Origin of the sequence: Paenibacillus spiritus (genome assembly GCF_008710135.1) — a bacterium.
Lineage (GTDB): Bacteria > Bacillota > Bacilli > Paenibacillales > Paenibacillaceae > Paenibacillus_AQ > Paenibacillus_AQ glufosinatiresistens.
Map to the genome: position 1 here is coordinate 12,893 of NZ_VYKK01000031.1, position 14,847 is coordinate 27,739.

Consider the following 14,847-nt stretch of genomic DNA (forward strand, 5'->3'; position numbering starts at 1 on the left):
GGCCGTTCGCATTCTTCTTCCATTTAATCACAAGGACCGGACTTTGTCCCGCAAGCATACCAAAAAACCGCAGCGCGGGTTCCCCCGGCTGCGGCCGTTCAATTCGGCCGGTCAGGGCCTTGGCCCCCGGTCCGTCAATCCAGCATCCAGCAGTTCAAGCTGAGTGTACCGTACTGGTACGCCTGAATCATCCGTCTTGCCCGGCGTCCGTCTGCGGCTGTTCCCATGGCGTAGAAGAGCGGCACGAAATGCTCCCGGCCATAGGAAGGCACCGCCTCCCGGGCATGGGGCGCCCGCGCTGCGTAGTCGAACAGCGCCGGCGTATCCCAGCTCTCCAGCCGCTCTGCGATCCATTCGTCGAAGGCGACGGCCCAGTCGGCCGGGCGATCCTCTTCCCCGAGCAGCCGCAGGTTGTGCACCATCCCGCCGCTGCCGATGAACAGCACGCCCTCCTCGCGGAGCGGCGCCAGCAGCTCGCCGATGCCGTACTGCTCCCGGGGCTGGCGCATCGAATCGACGGATAGCGCCACCACCGGAATTTCCGCCTCCGGGAACATTTTGCTGAGAATGACCCAGATGCCGTGGTCCAGTCCCCGTCCCAACACGGGCTGATACGGCAGTTGGCCGGCATCCAGACGGTCGCAGACCGCCCGGTTCAGCGCCGCATCGCCCGGAGCATCATAGTGCAGCCGGTACATTTCCTCGGGGAAGCCGTAGAAATCATGCAGCGCCGTATGCTTCTCGTCCACCGAGACCAGCTGCTCGGGACTGTCCCAGTGCGCCGAGAACACCGCAATGCCCCGCGGGCGCGGCAGGTCCCGGCCCAGCTGCTCCAGGAAACGGGTGTAATCGTTGTTCTCCATAATCAGCGTCGGGGAACCGTGTGCGATAAAGAAAGCCGGCATTCTCATCGGATGCTTCCCTCCGTATCTTTATCCGTCGGTGATCGGTTTGCCCCTCTATTGTATCGCGTTCCGGCTAAATCATCCAGTTCTGCCATTCCTGCTGGACATGCTCCCGCTCATTGATCCACTCCCGGGTCCGCTTCAGAAGCTGGCTCTGCGCCGTTCCGGACGAGAACGTATGATCTGCCTGGAAAATAATCTCCTTGTCGCACCGGCCCTCCGGCCGCGTCCAGAAGACCTTCTGGTAGAGGAAGGCGTAATCGACCGGGATGATGTCGTCGGAGGTGCCGTGCACCACCAGAACGTCGCCCCCGAACTTGCCCGCCTCCTGAAAGGGCTGAAACGCTGCAAGCGAATTGAAGTAGGCCGGCGTGAAGGCATAGCCGACATGGTCCGCGCTTCCGGCCTTCACCGCCTGATCGTAGGCGCTGCGGCCGACGATCTTGACGATATCGTTGAACGGATAGCCGACGGATGCCCACAGAACCAGGTTCTTGACCCGGCGGTCGCGGACGGCGGTCAGCAGCGCCACCGCTCCGCCGAGGCTGTGGCCGATCAGCGTGACGCGGGTAGGATCGACATCGGTTGCGCCCAGGCCGTAATCCAGCACCGCCCGGGTCTGGGCGATCATGGATTCCATATTCTCGGCGCCGTAGCTGCCGGTGCTCTCTCCGCAGCCGGCATAGTCGAACCGGATCACCACGCAGCCGTCCTCGGCCAGCTCCCGGGCCGCCTTGACGAACAGCCGGTCGGTACCGATCCGGTTCCCGACGAAGCCGTGGCAGATCACGGCCAGCGGAACGCGGTTCTTGCAGCGCCCGCCTCCCCCTTCTTTAGCCGGATAATGGATGCTGGCTGTCAATTCTTCGCCGCCGTACCGGATTACGATCGCCCGTTCCATGCGCGTTGCCTCCTTGTGTTTTCGATTGAATTAAAATCCGATTGAAATACTATGAATTATAAAATTATCATATCCATGTCCTTTGTTTTTGTCAATACAAATGCCCCTCCTCCTTATGGAGAAAGGGCATGGAGCGAAGCGGTACGCGGGCTGCCGGTCTGCAAGGGAAGCAGAGGCGGGAGCTCTTGTCAGGTCCCGCCCTTACTCGTAGCTGTCGTGGAACATATCATGCGTCTCTTTGCGGCCTTCCCAATCCTTTAGCCACTGGCCGTCTTCCGCCTGCTGTTCCCACAGACTGAATCCGTCGGAAGCGCCCCAGTCCGAAGTCGCATCGTTTACGGCCGGGTCGGAAGTGCCGGGCTCCTTCACTTGGTTCTCCTGATTCATAGTCACGCAATCTCCCTTCGGCATCCGAGAATGTTGGTTGTTCTTCTACATTGTTTACCGGCGGGCCGGGATTATACGCACCCTTCCCCCCTGGCTCCCTTGCAGCATCGCATCCGGGACACGTATACTCTTAAGTAAGAATTGAACTGCTGCAACTGCAAGGATTGCTGAAGCTGGAGGGCCTGCACAAGTGACGAGCGTCAGACAAATGATTCGGGAAAATAACCGGATTCGGGAACAAATGACACCCCAGAACCGTTCTTATTATGAGGACATGATTATCGCCATGCGCGAGAGCGCAGTCGAGCCGCACCGGCGGGAAGAGCTGCTGCTGGAAGCCGCGGCCCTGCTGCTGAAGGAGCAGGGCCGCGGCCGGACCGCCAAGCAACTCTTCGGCAGCGACCCGTCCGCTTATTTCGCCGATGAGATGGCGGCGGCTCCGCCCCGCCGTCCGATGACGCGGACGCTGCGGATGCTGCTGACCGCGTGGACGTCGCTGACGCTGCTATTCGGCGTCATCGGAGCGGCCGGCCTGCTGACCCGGAAGGACGAGAAGCTCGGCGGAGAATTCGGCCATATCAGCTTGTTCACCCTGCTGGCCGTCCCCGCTGCTTCGATTCTTCTGATCGAACTGCTGCTGAAATGGCTCGGAACGCTGCCGGACGCGGACCAACCGCGCTTGGCCGCGTTCGATTACCGGTCGCTTGGCCTCTACATCGGAGCCGCGGTTGCGCTTGTGTTCGTCGGCCTGTTCCTTGGCTCGCTCCTTCCGGTTCTTCCGCTCCCTTCCGGCGTCAGTCTCGGCTTGTTCACCGCCGGCGTAATCCTGCTCCACCCCATCTTCCTGCGAAAGAGGTAATGTTGCCATGAGATCTGTAATCGCCGCCGCCTCCCTTCTTCTTCTGCTGCAAGCGGGAGCCTCAGGCGCCGCCGAAGCCGCTCCCGCCGCTTCCCCAAGTCCGTCCGCTGCGTCCGCTTCCTCTGCCGTCACTCATGCCGAAGCCGTCTACCGGGCGGCGCTGCCGCTGCTGGCCTCCCCGGAGAAGCTGGTCCAGGCCCGCGCATACGTCAATGCCAATCTCTATGCCACAGGCAGCTATCGGGCAACGATTCTGACGCTCAAGCTGGAGAACGCCCAGCGCTATGTGCTGAACAACTGGGAGAAGCGGTTCGCCGATCCTTCCCTGCAGCGGAAGCTGGACAGCGTCTACGCCCCCGGCCTGAGCATGAGCAAGCTTGCGGACGCCGCCTTGAAGAAGGGCGACCAGGCGCTCGCTTCGATAATCACCGGCGCGAAGGAACGCGGCTATAAGCTGGAGACGGCCGAAGGCTTTTACTATCCGGTGATCGACTACTCTCTGTACAGCCAGTACAAGGCTTATGTCACGCCGGATATCCGGGACTATATCTCCATTATGACCACCGAGTCCAACCTGCCCGCCGCCAAGGACGCGGCTTTGATTATTTCCTGGGGCGATGTCGCGGCCCGCGCCTTGTCGCAGGAAGCTTTTGCGGAGACTTATCAGGGTTCCAACCGGGTTGCCAAGGTAAGGGAGCTCTACAGCATCTATGAATCCGACACGTTCTATGGGCTGAACAACACGCCGCTGTTCCACTATGACAATCTGGAGATGGATTTGGAGGCCAAGGCGGCTTACACCGCCCTGCTCGCCAAGAACGCCGGCAGCAACAGCGCTTATCTGCGCAAGCTCTCGGCCTTTATGGAACTGCTGAAGGCCAACGACTACAAGCTGACCGACGAGGTCAAGGCATTCCGGGACGGCAAGGAGTCTGCGGCCAAAGGATGACCTATGGGGGGAAGCGTTGCTCGCTCCCTCCCAGACCAAAAAGGATGCTTCCCGGGCGGGAAGCATCCTTTTTGACGTGAGCCGGCTTGGCTCTAGATCAGCATATTGAACAGCTTGAGGTCCTTATTGATCTCGATAAAATCGACGCCCTTCTGCCGCATCCGCTCAACGAGCGGGCCATAGTCGTCCGTAGACATCAGCTCGATGCCCACCAGCGCCGGACCGTTCTCCTTGTCGTTCTTCTTCGTGTACTCGAAGCGTGTAATGTCGTCGTTCGGTCCGAGCACCTCCGACAGGAACTCGCGCAGGGCCCCGGCCCGCTGCGGAAAGTGAACCATGAAGTAATGCTTCAGCCCTTCATAGATCAGCGAACGTTCCTTGATCTCCTGCATCCGGTCGATGTCATTGTTGCCGCCGCTGACAATGCAGACGACCGTCTTGCCGCGGATCTGGTCCTTGTAGAAGTCCAGCGCCGCCACCGGGAGCGAACCGGCCGGCTCCACGACGATCGCATTCTCGTTGTACAGTTCCAGAATCGCCGTACAGGCTTTGCCTTCCGGCACCTTCACAATATCGTCCAGGTTCCGGGAACAGATGTCGTACGTCAGTCCGCCGACACGTTTCACCGCCGCGCCGTCCACGAATTTGTCGATCTCCGGCAGCGTCACCACTTCCCCCTGCTCCAGCGCCATGCTCATCGAGGCCGCCCCCGAAGGCTCCACGCCGATCACCCTGGTCGCCGGACTGACGGTCTTGATATAGGAGGAAACACCCGCCGCCAGGCCGCCGCCGCCGATGGTCACGAAGATATAATCCGCCGGATCGTCCAGGCTCTCCATAATCTCCATCGCAATCGTTCCGTTGCCTGCAATAATCTTCGGCTCGTCAAAAGGATGAATCAGCGTCATCCCGTGCGTAATGCAGGCCTGCATCGCTTCCTCATAGGCGTCGTCGAACGTATCGCCCTTCAGCACGACCTCCACGAATTCGCCGCCGAAGCGGCGAACCTGCTTCACCTTCTGGTTCGGCGTCGTGCTCGGCATGAACACCTTGCCGTGAATGCCGAGCGCCCGGCAGGAGAACGCAACGCCCTGCGCATGGTTCCCCGCGCTGGCACAGACGATGCCCTTCGCTCTTTCCTCCGCCGAGAGGGTGCGAATCATATGGTACGCCCCGCGGATTTTGAAGGAGCGGACAACCTGCAGATCCTCGCGCTTCAAATAGACGTTGCAGCCGTAGCGGGCCGAGAGGACCGCATCGCGCTGCAGCGGCGTGCGGACGACGACTTCCCGCAGCATATGATGCGCCCGCACGATATCCTCCATCCCTACGATCCGGTCTGTGCCTTCTCTCATGAACCATTCCCCGTTTCGCTTCGCTTTGCGGCCTGTCCATCCGCCGCTCTTTGTAAGATACTCTTCCGGGGACGATTTATCAAGCATTCTCCGCAGCGCTTACGCCTTGAATCGGGACACCGTGCCCAACAGCCGGGCCGTATTGCGCTTGATGTCCTCCATCTCGGCCACAATGCCGCCCGAACGGGCGATGATCGCCTCCGCCTGTGCCGCAATGTTGCCTGCCCCTTCGGCACCTTCGCTTGTCGCCACCGCCGTCTCGCTAATTGCAGTCAGCATATTGCGGATGGACGCCAGAAGCTGGGCGGACGTTGCGCTGAAATCGGTCACGAGCTCTTCGACATAGCGCGCATCCTCCGTGTACCGGGTTCCGGTGACTTCCATATTGTCGTAATCGGACAGCACCTTGCGGTCCACGAAGCCGAGAATTTCCTCCGCCCCCTCCACCAGGCTCTGGACAGCGGCAATCACGCGCCCGGTCACTTCCCGGATCTCATTGACCGTCTCTCTGGAGCTGTCCGCCAGATGGCGGATCTCCTCGGCGACTACGGCGAACCCGCGGCCGGCCTCTCCGGCCCGGGCCGCTTCAATCGAGGCGTTCAGCGACAGCAGATTGGTCTGCGACGCAATCTCCAGAATGGCCGCCGCCAGCTTCTCGATCTCGGTGATTGACCGCGAATGCTCGATGGCGCTGCGCAGCTTCTCCTGGCCCTGCCCATAGATCTGCTGCGCTTCTTCGCGGGAGCGGATCGCTTCTTCCCTGAGGCGTTCGGCGCGGCCGCTGATCGCCTTCGCCGCTTCGGCTCCGCTGTCCGCCTTCGCGGCGATAGTCCCGACCGCGCTCTCGATTTCAACTGTTGAAGCGTTCAGCTCCTGCATCGAAGCCGCCGTCTCCTCCAGCCCGGCCGACAGCTCTTCAGTCGTAGCCGATACATCATTGATCCCATCGTTCAGTTCCGCTGCATTGCGCTCCGTCTCGTTCACCGACTCGGAGATGCGGCGGGAGCCTGCGAGAATCTCTCCGATCAGCCCTTGCTGGGCAGAGAGCAGCTCGTTGAAGCCCCGGGTCAGCACCCCGATTTCGCCCTTCGCCTTCTCATCCGCTCTCACCGACAGATCGCCGTCCATGGCGGTGCGAAAAGCGGAGGCCAGGGCCGGAATCTGCTTCAGCATACTGGCGGAGACGGCGTACAGCACGGCGCCCAGCAGCACAATGAACCCGATGATGGAGAAGCCGAAGATCTTCTGGAACGTGCGCAGCTCCTTCTCGGCATCGCTTGCCGGCACAATCAGCGCGACTTCCCACTGGTTCTCGACTGCGGGCGCATAGGAGACATAGCTGCTGCGGCCGTCCAGCGTTGTCTTCGTTACCTGCGACCCCCATTGCATGAGCTTGTTCCCCAGCGCGCTCCAGTCCTTCCCGAGATCGGCGACATTCCGGTTCAGAATATTGGCTTCATCCGGATGATAGATAAAATTGCCCTTGCGGTCGATCATGACGGCGAATCCGCTGCCTTCATAATTGAAGGCGCCAAGCATGCCGATTACCTGGTCGATGGCGATGTCCGCTCCCGCCGCGCCAATGGCCTTGCCGGTATTGTCCAGAATCGGGGCGCTGACGCTGACCACCAGCTTACCCGTTCCGGCATCCACATAAGGATCGGTAACGGTCAGCCTGTTGTTCTTCAAGGCGCCGGAATACCAGCCGCGTTCCTTCAGCACATAATCGGCCGGCGGCTCGAATTCGTCCTGGGAGATCAGCTTGCCTGCTTGGTCAAGGCCAATGTAGACGTTCAGCAGGTTGTCGTTATTCTCCTTGATGAGGTTCAAGGTCCGGACTACATCGTCATAACCGGGCACGGCTTTAACGCTGTCCGTGGAAGACACCTGTCCGATGAAATCGCGCAGGAACGCATTGGCGCCGAGCAGTTCGACGCTGCTCTCCGCCGGCTGCAGCATCTCGGCCACCTTGGAGGCGATCGCCGCCTTCTCGTAACCCAGCGAGCGGTCCAAATTGTCAATGATCGTCCTGCGGGCGTTGCTATAGATAATCACGGCTACCACCAAGAAAATCAGCAGCGTTGAAGCAATAACAGACATGAACAGCTTGCTCCGCAACCCCATATTGCGATAGCGCCGGACAAGGCCCGACGCCGACAAGGAGGAACGCTGTGTCCCTTCCGGACGTGTCAGCTTATCTTCCCTCTTCCGCCGTTTTCTCCCGGTTCTATTCTCATTTTCCGCTTCTATCTGCTCGCTGTTCATTCGCTGCTGAACCATCGGGCATCCCCCTCATTCCATATTCCCCTGCTATCGGCGGTGAAATTGCGCCAACATGCAAATTTAATACTTAGCGTATCGGTAAAAAAGCATGCTTTATGTAGACGATGTCAGGTTTCTTGCTAAAAAATCCGGGGAACGCCCCAAGAAACGCACAAGAAAAACGGGTTCCCCTTGGGAGCCCGTTTCTCGTCTTGTTGCTCTGAGGCCGAAGGCCAGGGGCCAATCCGCCTTTACTCCGCCTGCTTCAGCATCCACTTCAGCAGCTCCGGCACGCTTGCCCAGAGGCGGGAGTGCATGATGACATACTCCGAAGCCTCGCTGGCTTCGCCGGGAGTCGTGTAATCCGGCAGCACCGGCGGCAGCCGCTTTACGCCGAGCAGATAATCCGGCACATGCCGGTTCACGCCGCGGGCGACGCGGTACAGCATTTTCAGCCGGGACGTAATTCCGCTCTGCTTGTACTCCAGAATCATCCGGTCATAGGCGAACGAAGCGGAGGAGTCCTCTCCGCCATAGCGTTTCAGCACCCGCTGCGCTTCCTCCAGCTTCCCGGTGTAGAGGTACGCGGCCAGCAGCAGATAACGGGCTCCCGTATGGTCCGCCGGATTCAGCTCCAGCAGGTGAGCCAGCGTTCCCGCCGCCTCGTCGGCGTCTCCTCCCAGCCAGCAGGATTCGGCATAGCTGCGGGTCACCCGCATATAGGGACGGGTCTCGAACAATCCCCAGAAATGGCCTTTATGCTGCTCAAAAAAGCTCCAGCCGAGATCGCGTCTCCCGGCTTCCATTCCCTGCTGCAGCAGCGAGCGCGCCTCTGCCTCGCTGCCGGCCTCTTCGGCGAGAATCTGATAGGCGTCCGCCGAATCGGGATACATTTCCAGCGCCCGCCGGGCAAGCTGAACCCGCTGGCGGGAACCCGCCGTCTCCATAGCCCGGTAGACGAGAATCTGGGCCTGGTCCCGGGACGAATCCCCGATCAGGCCGAAGTCTTCCGGCGCGGGAAGCCCATCCGGCAGGCCGTACTCTTCCGCATAGGCCGCCAGCTCCTTGCAGCGGCGGCTGATCGTCGCGGAAGCGACTTCGTATTTGTCCGCCAGTCCGCTGAGCGGGACAGAGAGCCCGTACTGTTCCGACAGGAAATATTCGATCGCCGCGCAGTACGTCCCCTCCTTCTTGATAACCGGCCGGACCTGGCGCGAGTAGGCGTTCCAGAGCAGCAGCGCTTCCTGGATCAGCTCCTTGTCGTACTCGCCCTTCATCCGTTCGATCAGCGTCTGGGCCAGGGCCAGATGAGCGGGCTGAGCCCACTCCAGATCGCGGGACGCCAGCTTGCGCAGTCCGGCAAGCGTCAGCTTGGCCGGCGGGGCCGAAGGGGCGGGGGACAGCTTAAGCCCCGGCGCTTCCGTCGGAGCTTCCTCTCTCTGCCCGGCCTGTGCGGAAGCGGCAGCCGCCTCCCGGTTGAAGGCAAGTCTCAGGGCCGGCATCGCATCCGCCCGGTCCTTCTCGAGACAGCACTTCTTGTATTTATGGCCGCTGCCGCAGGGGCAGGGGTCGTTTCTACCGATCTTAATCAAGAATAATTCCTCCTTAAGCTCTAACAAGCCGGCCCTCTCCGGGAGCACGACTTCTTACGACATTATACCATTATTCCCGGGTCTCCCCGATAGCGTATCGGTCTGGCGGCACCGGAAATCGCTGGAGACCCCTTAACCGCGCTTAAAAAGGGCCTTCCCGACAATCGAGAAGGCCCTCTTCTATCTGTATTTATCCGTACTTGTTCCCCCGTACGAACAATATTATAGCATCCCAGGCACAACTTGTCAGTCCCTTTTTTAGGACTTTCCACATTAAAAATTGTGAGCTGTGCCAACGGCGTTTGTTCTTTACCCGAAATTATTCGAAGTTCCCGCTTCAGACCAGCGCTTTCGCTGCAATGTCCGTCCGGTTCTGCTTGCCCGCGAACCGGATCTTGGCCGCCCGCGCATAAGCCGCAGCTCTCGCCTCGGCGATGCTGCCTCCGAGCCCGACCACATTCAACACACGGCCGCCTGCGGTTACAAGCCTTCCGTCCGCATCCCGGGCTGTTCCCGCATGGAAGACCAAGCCCCGGCCTTCTCCGATCTGCGCTTCCGCTTCCGCCGGAGCCGCTTCCGCTCGAGCCGCTTCGGCGGCTTCCCCGTCTTCCAGGCCTTCGATCGGCACGCCCTGCGGATATGCGCCGGGATACCCGCCCGATGCCAGCACGACGCATACCGCTGCCTCGTCCGACCATTCAATCTCCGCTTCTTCAAGCCGCCCTTCCGTCGCCGCCAGGAAGATGTCCAGCAGGTCGCTCCGCAGGCGCGGCAGCACGACCTGGGTCTCGGGGTCGCCGAACCGGGCGTTGAACTCGATCGTCTTCGGCTTCCCGTCCGGCGAGATCATCAGACCCGCGAACAGGACGCCGGTGAACGGCCGTCCTTCAGAGACCAGCGCCAGGGCCGTCGGCTTGACGATGGTCTCCACGGCCTCATGGATGATGGCCGGGTCGATATGCGAAAGCGGCGAATACGTGCCCATGCCGCCGGTGTTCGGTCCCCGGTCGCCGTCGAAGATCGGCTTGTGGTCCTGCGCCGCCGGCATCGCCCGAACGGTCTCGCCGTCCACAAAAGCCAGTATCGACATCTCCTGGCCCTCCAGGAACTCCTCAATGACCACCCGGCTGCCGGAGTCTCCGAACACGCGGGCCAGCATAATGTCTGCCAGCGCCAGCTCCGCCTCTTCAACCGAATAGGCGACCGTGACGCCTTTGCCCGCGGCCAGTCCGTCGGCCTTGATTACGACCGGAAGCGGCTGCGTACGCAAATAGGCCAGCGCCTCGGCATGCTGATCGAACTTCCGGTAGGCCGCCGTCGGAATGCCGTACTTGTGCAGCAGATCCTTCATGAAGGTCTTGCTGCCTTCGATTTCCGCTGCGTTCCTGCGCGGCCCGAAGACCCGCAAGGACGCCGCTTCCAGCACATCGACGATGCCCGCCGCCAGCGGGTCATCCGGTCCGACAATCACAAGCCCGACCTTGCGATCCTTGGCAAAAGCCGCCAGCCGGTCGAACTCGGAGACTTCAATCGGAACGCACTCGGCCACCTGCGCAATCCCGGCGTTGCCGGGAGCGCAATAGATCGTACCTGCCTTCGGACTCTTCGACAGGCTCCAGCAGATCGCGTGCTCGCGTCCGCCTCCGCCGATTACCAATATATCCATGCTCATGCCTCCGCTTCTGTCGTTGTTCTAGTGCTTGAAGTGGCGGACGCCGGTGAATACCATGGCGATGCCGTGCGCATTCGCGGCCTTGATTGACTCTTCGTCCTTAATGGAGCCGCCCGGTTGGATAATGGCTGTAATTCCGGCAGCCGCTGCGGCCTCTACCGTATCGCCCATCGGGAAGAAGGCGTCCGAAGCCAGCACCGCTCCCTGCGCCTTCGCGCCGGCCTGCTCAATCGCGATCTTTGCCGCTCCGACCCGGTTCATCTGACCGGCCCCGACCCCGATGGTCATATCGTCCGCCGCCAGTACAATCGCATTGGACTTCACATGCTTCACGACTTTCCAGGCGAACAGGAGCTGCTTCAGTTCGGCTTCCGTCGGCTGCCGGTCGGTAACCGTCTTCAGGTCGCCTTCGCCGATGGAATGCACATCGCTCTCCTGCACAACCATGCCGCCCTCCACGGAAGTCACGACCAGGCTGCTCTTGCGGCCCGCCGCCGCGCCCAGCTCGCCGATCTTCAGCAGGCGGATGTTCTTCTTCTTCGTTAGAATCTCCAGCGCTTCATCCGTGAAGCCCGGCGCCAGGATGATCTCCAGAAAGACATCCTTCAGCAGATTTGCGGTATCGGAATCGATATAGCGGTTGGCTGCGACAATCCCGCCGAAGATGGAGACGGGATCGGCGTTGTACGCTTTTTGGTACGCCTCGAAGATGCTCTCGCCTACGCCTACGCCGCACGGGTTCATATGCTTGACCGCCACAACGGCCGGCTCGTCGAATTCCTTGACGATCTGCAGTGCCGCATTGGCATCATTGATATTGTTGTAGGACAGCTCCTTGCCGTGCAGCTGTTCCGCTGCCGTCAGCGTATCTCCCCCAGCCAGCGGTTTCCGGTAGAAGGCCGCCTTCTGATGCGGATTCTCGCCGTAGCGGAGATCCTGAATCTTCTCATAAGTAACGGTATAGCGCTCCGGCAGCGGTTCGCCGGTTACATTCGACAGGTAATCGGAGATCAGAGCATCATAAGCCGCCGTATGGCGGAACACTTTGGCCGCGAGCCGCTTGCGGGTAGCCAGCGTCGTATCGCCGTTCTCCCGCACCTCGGCGAGCACGCCGGCGTAATCGTCCGCGTCCACCACCACGCTGACGAACGCATGGTTCTTCGCGGCCGAGCGCAGCATCGTCGGTCCGCCGATGTCGATGTTCTCAATCGCTTCCTCATAAGACACGCCGGGCTTGGCAATCGTCTCCGCGAACGGATACAGGTTCACTACGACCAGATCAATATAATCCAGCCCCAGCTCCCGCATCTGCCGCGTATGCTCTTCGTTGTCCCGCACGGCCAGCAGGCCGCTGTGAACCGCGGGATGCAGCGTTTTAACGCGTCCGTCCATGATCTCCGGGAACCCGGTCACGTCGGAGATGCCGATAACCGGCACGCCTTCTTTTGCCAGCAGCGAACTTGTTCCGCCCGTCGAGATAATTTCCACACCCAGCTGCGACAGCTCGCGGCAAAATTCCACGATGCCCCGCTTGTCCGATACACTGACCAGCGCTCTTTTGATACTCACTTTGAATGATCCTCCTCTTGTCAACCGGTGATTGGGTCCTGTCCTGGATGATGCTGTGCTGCTCTTCCTGTCTTCCTGTCTTCCTGTCTTCGTCAAAATCCGCGCTTCACGGTATTTCCCGAGAAATATCGACCTTGCCTCCCTGATCCGGCGCTCCCGGGTCGGGAAATGTCGCCTGTTCACCGGATCAGAGGCCGCCGGTCTTCGCCTGCCTTCCGTCCAGTTCGATCCTGCCCTCCGACCAGGCGGCTACCACCTTGGCATACAGCTCATGCTCGGCCGCATGGATCCGCTGCGCCAGCGAAGCGGCGTCGTCGGTCTCCAGCACTTCAACCGCCCGCTGCGCCACCACCGGGCCGGTGTCCATGCCTCCGTCCACAATATGTACCGTGACCCCGGTAAGCTTCACGCCGTAAGCCAGGGCCTGTCCAATCGCATCCTTGCCCGGGAAGGCGGGAAGAAGCGAGGGATGAATATTCAGAATCCGTCCGGCAAAAGGACTCAGCAGCACCGGCGTAATCAGCCGCATATACCCGGCCAGCACGATGAGGTCAATGCCCTGCCGCTGCAGTTCTTCCACAATGGCCGCCTCGTATTCGCCGCGGTCTGAGAAATCCTTCGGCCGCAGCAGCAGCGTCGGCACGCCGGCCTCTTCCGCTCTGCGGCCCGCCGGGGCTTCCGGCCGGTCGGAGACAAAGAGGACAATGCGCGCCTTCCCCAACCGGCCCTCGCGCTCGGCCTCAAGCAGCGCCGTGAAGTTGCTGCCTTGGCCGGAAGCGAACACGGCAATCCGGGCGGGTGCCTCCCGGCTCATACCTCCGCTCCCCGGAAGGTCACGCGGCGTTCCCCCGCAGTCACGCGGCCGATGGCATAAGCCTCTTCGCCCGCCGCCTTAAGCAGCTCCAGCGCCGCCGCTTCGTCTTCCTCCGCCACGACCAGCACGAGGCCGATGCCCATATTGAAGGTAGTGAACATATCCCGATGGGTCACCTCTCCCCGGCGCTGAAGCAGCCCGAAGACCGGCTGAATCGGCCAGGAGCCGTAGTCGATCTCGACATTCACTCCCTCCGGCAGCACGCGCGGAATGTTCTCGATGAAGCCGCCGCCCGTAATATGCGCCATGCCCTTGACGGTCAGCTTCTCTGCCAGAGCCAGCACCGGCTTGACGTAGATCTTCGTCGGAGCGAGCAGCACATCGGACAGCGGCGCGCCGAGCTCCGGCAGCGTCTCGTCCAGCCCGAAGCGGTCTTCTCCTTCGAGCAGCAGCTTGCGCACGAGCGAGTAGCCGTTGCTGTGGATGCCGCTTGAAGCCAGACCGATGACCCGGTCGCCGGGCGCAATCGAGCCGCCGGTGACCAGCTTGGCCTTGTCGGCGATACCCACCGTGAAGCCGGCGATATCATATTCGCCTTCGGCGTACATGCCCGGCATCTCGGCCGTCTCGCCGCCGATCAGCGCGCAGCCGGCCTGCCGGCAGCCCTCGGCGATTCCCGAGACAATCGCCTCGATCTTCTCGGGAATGACTTTGTCGCAGGCCAGATAATCGAGGAAGAACAGCGGCTCCGCTCCCTGAACCGCAATGTCGTTCACGCACATGGCCACTGCATCAATCCCGATCGTGTCATGCCGGTCCGCGGCGAACGCAAGCTTCAGCTTCGTGCCGACTCCATCCGTGCCGGATACCAGCACCGGTTCCTCATACTTGTCCTTGTTCAGCGCGAACAGAGCGCCGAAGCCGCCGAGTTCCGTCATGACCTCGGGCCGGAATGTACGCTTCACATGCTTCTTCATCCGCTCGACCGCTTCATTGCCCGCTGCAATATCGACGCCGGCATTCTTGTAGGCTTCCGACACGTTAGACACCTCTTTTATCATAAGAATAGGGTACCGCTCAAACCTCCGCCTCACAGACAGCCCAGCCCTTGAATGGCAGCCAGATCCGGATGAATACTTGTGCGTTTCTGGCTTAACCGGCGCAGTCAGCCTGCTGGTTCAGCATTTTGCTGTCTGCTCGGTACACGGCCTGTTTGCTCTGCATACGCTCTCTGCTCTGCATACGCTGTCTGCTCGGTACACGGCCTGTTTGCTCAGCATCCGGCCTGCCAGCCCGGCAGTCCGTTCTGACTGGCCGGAAGTTCCGGCATAGCGGACACAGGAGACCTTATTTCCCCGAACACGCAGCTTTGGGGCTTGCTGCCGGACCCCAGCGCCCTTATTTCGCCCCAAACGGCTGTTCACGGCTCAAATTCAAGCAAATAAGGGCTGTGGAGTCCGGCCATCTGCGAAAAACCGCTTTCCCGCCGAATATAGCGTCCGTACGGTCCGGCTTGCTTCCGCAACCCGTTCCTCCGCCGCTCCCGCAACATGCTCCCGTAACCCGTACTTCAGCCGCTTCC

Annotated in this window: 12 protein-coding genes; 2 read left to right on the top strand and 10 right to left on the bottom strand. The window is 61.0% G+C overall.

Annotation, left to right across the window (positions count from 1 at the left end; translation table 11 throughout):
• Positions 1-134: 134 nt before the first annotated feature.
• From F4V43_RS18415 to F4V43_RS18425, 3 genes are all read right to left on the bottom strand, one after another.
• Positions 135-911, bottom strand: a complete 777-nt coding sequence (locus F4V43_RS18415) for a DODA-type extradiol aromatic ring-opening family dioxygenase (protein ID WP_150459735.1) — start codon at positions 909-911, stop codon at positions 135-137.
• 67 nt (positions 912-978) lie between these two features.
• Positions 979-1,806, bottom strand: a complete 828-nt coding sequence (locus tag F4V43_RS18420) for an alpha/beta hydrolase (RefSeq protein WP_150459736.1) — start codon at positions 1,804-1,806, stop codon at positions 979-981.
• 201 nt (positions 1,807-2,007) lie between these two features.
• The gene (locus F4V43_RS18425) at positions 2,008-2,193 is read right to left on the bottom strand and encodes a hypothetical protein (RefSeq protein ID WP_150459737.1); all 186 of its coding nucleotides are present in this window, start codon (positions 2,191-2,193) and stop codon (positions 2,008-2,010) included.
• A gap of 190 nt (positions 2,194-2,383) precedes the next feature.
• Here F4V43_RS18425 and F4V43_RS18430 point away from each other — a divergent pair, with 190 nt between their 5' ends.
• On the top strand, positions 2,384-3,052 hold the full coding sequence (locus F4V43_RS18430; RefSeq protein WP_150459738.1) for a DUF1129 family protein: 669 nt from the start codon (positions 2,384-2,386) through the stop codon (positions 3,050-3,052).
• A 7-nt stretch (positions 3,053-3,059) separates the two neighbouring features.
• On the top strand, positions 3,060-4,001 hold the full coding sequence (locus F4V43_RS18435; RefSeq protein WP_150459739.1) for a hypothetical protein: 942 nt from the start codon (positions 3,060-3,062) through the stop codon (positions 3,999-4,001).
• Positions 4,002-4,093: 92 nt separating this feature from the next.
• Here the strand turns inward: F4V43_RS18435 and ilvA are convergent, their stop codons facing one another.
• The 7 genes from ilvA to purM form a co-directional block, all read right to left on the bottom strand.
• Positions 4,094-5,356, bottom strand: coding sequence for a threonine ammonia-lyase IlvA (ilvA, locus tag F4V43_RS18440; protein WP_150459740.1), 1,263 nt, complete (start codon positions 5,354-5,356; stop codon positions 4,094-4,096).
• A gap of 99 nt (positions 5,357-5,455) precedes the next feature.
• On the bottom strand, positions 5,456-7,456 hold the full coding sequence (locus F4V43_RS18445; protein ID WP_191089646.1) for a methyl-accepting chemotaxis protein: 2,001 nt from the start codon (positions 7,454-7,456) through the stop codon (positions 5,456-5,458).
• A gap of 413 nt (positions 7,457-7,869) precedes the next feature.
• Positions 7,870-9,210, bottom strand: a complete 1,341-nt coding sequence (locus F4V43_RS18450; RefSeq protein WP_191089647.1) for an SEC-C metal-binding domain-containing protein — start codon at positions 9,208-9,210, stop codon at positions 7,870-7,872.
• A 337-nt stretch (positions 9,211-9,547) separates the two neighbouring features.
• Positions 9,548-10,876, bottom strand: coding sequence for a phosphoribosylamine--glycine ligase (gene purD, locus F4V43_RS18455; protein ID WP_150459742.1), 1,329 nt, complete (start codon positions 10,874-10,876; stop codon positions 9,548-9,550).
• A gap of 27 nt (positions 10,877-10,903) precedes the next feature.
• Entirely contained in the window at positions 10,904-12,451 is a 1,548-nt protein-coding gene (purH, locus tag F4V43_RS18460; protein ID WP_150459743.1) for a bifunctional phosphoribosylaminoimidazolecarboxamide formyltransferase/IMP cyclohydrolase, read from the bottom strand.
• Positions 12,452-12,638: 187 nt separating this feature from the next.
• Entirely contained in the window at positions 12,639-13,265 is a 627-nt protein-coding gene (gene purN / locus F4V43_RS18465; RefSeq protein WP_150459744.1) for a phosphoribosylglycinamide formyltransferase, read from the bottom strand.
• The gene (purM, locus tag F4V43_RS18470) at positions 13,262-14,305 is read right to left on the bottom strand and encodes a phosphoribosylformylglycinamidine cyclo-ligase (RefSeq protein WP_150459745.1); all 1,044 of its coding nucleotides are present in this window, start codon (positions 14,303-14,305) and stop codon (positions 13,262-13,264) included. The genes purN and purM overlap by 4 nt, the downstream gene beginning before the upstream one ends.
• Between the last annotated feature and the right edge of the window lie 542 nt (positions 14,306-14,847).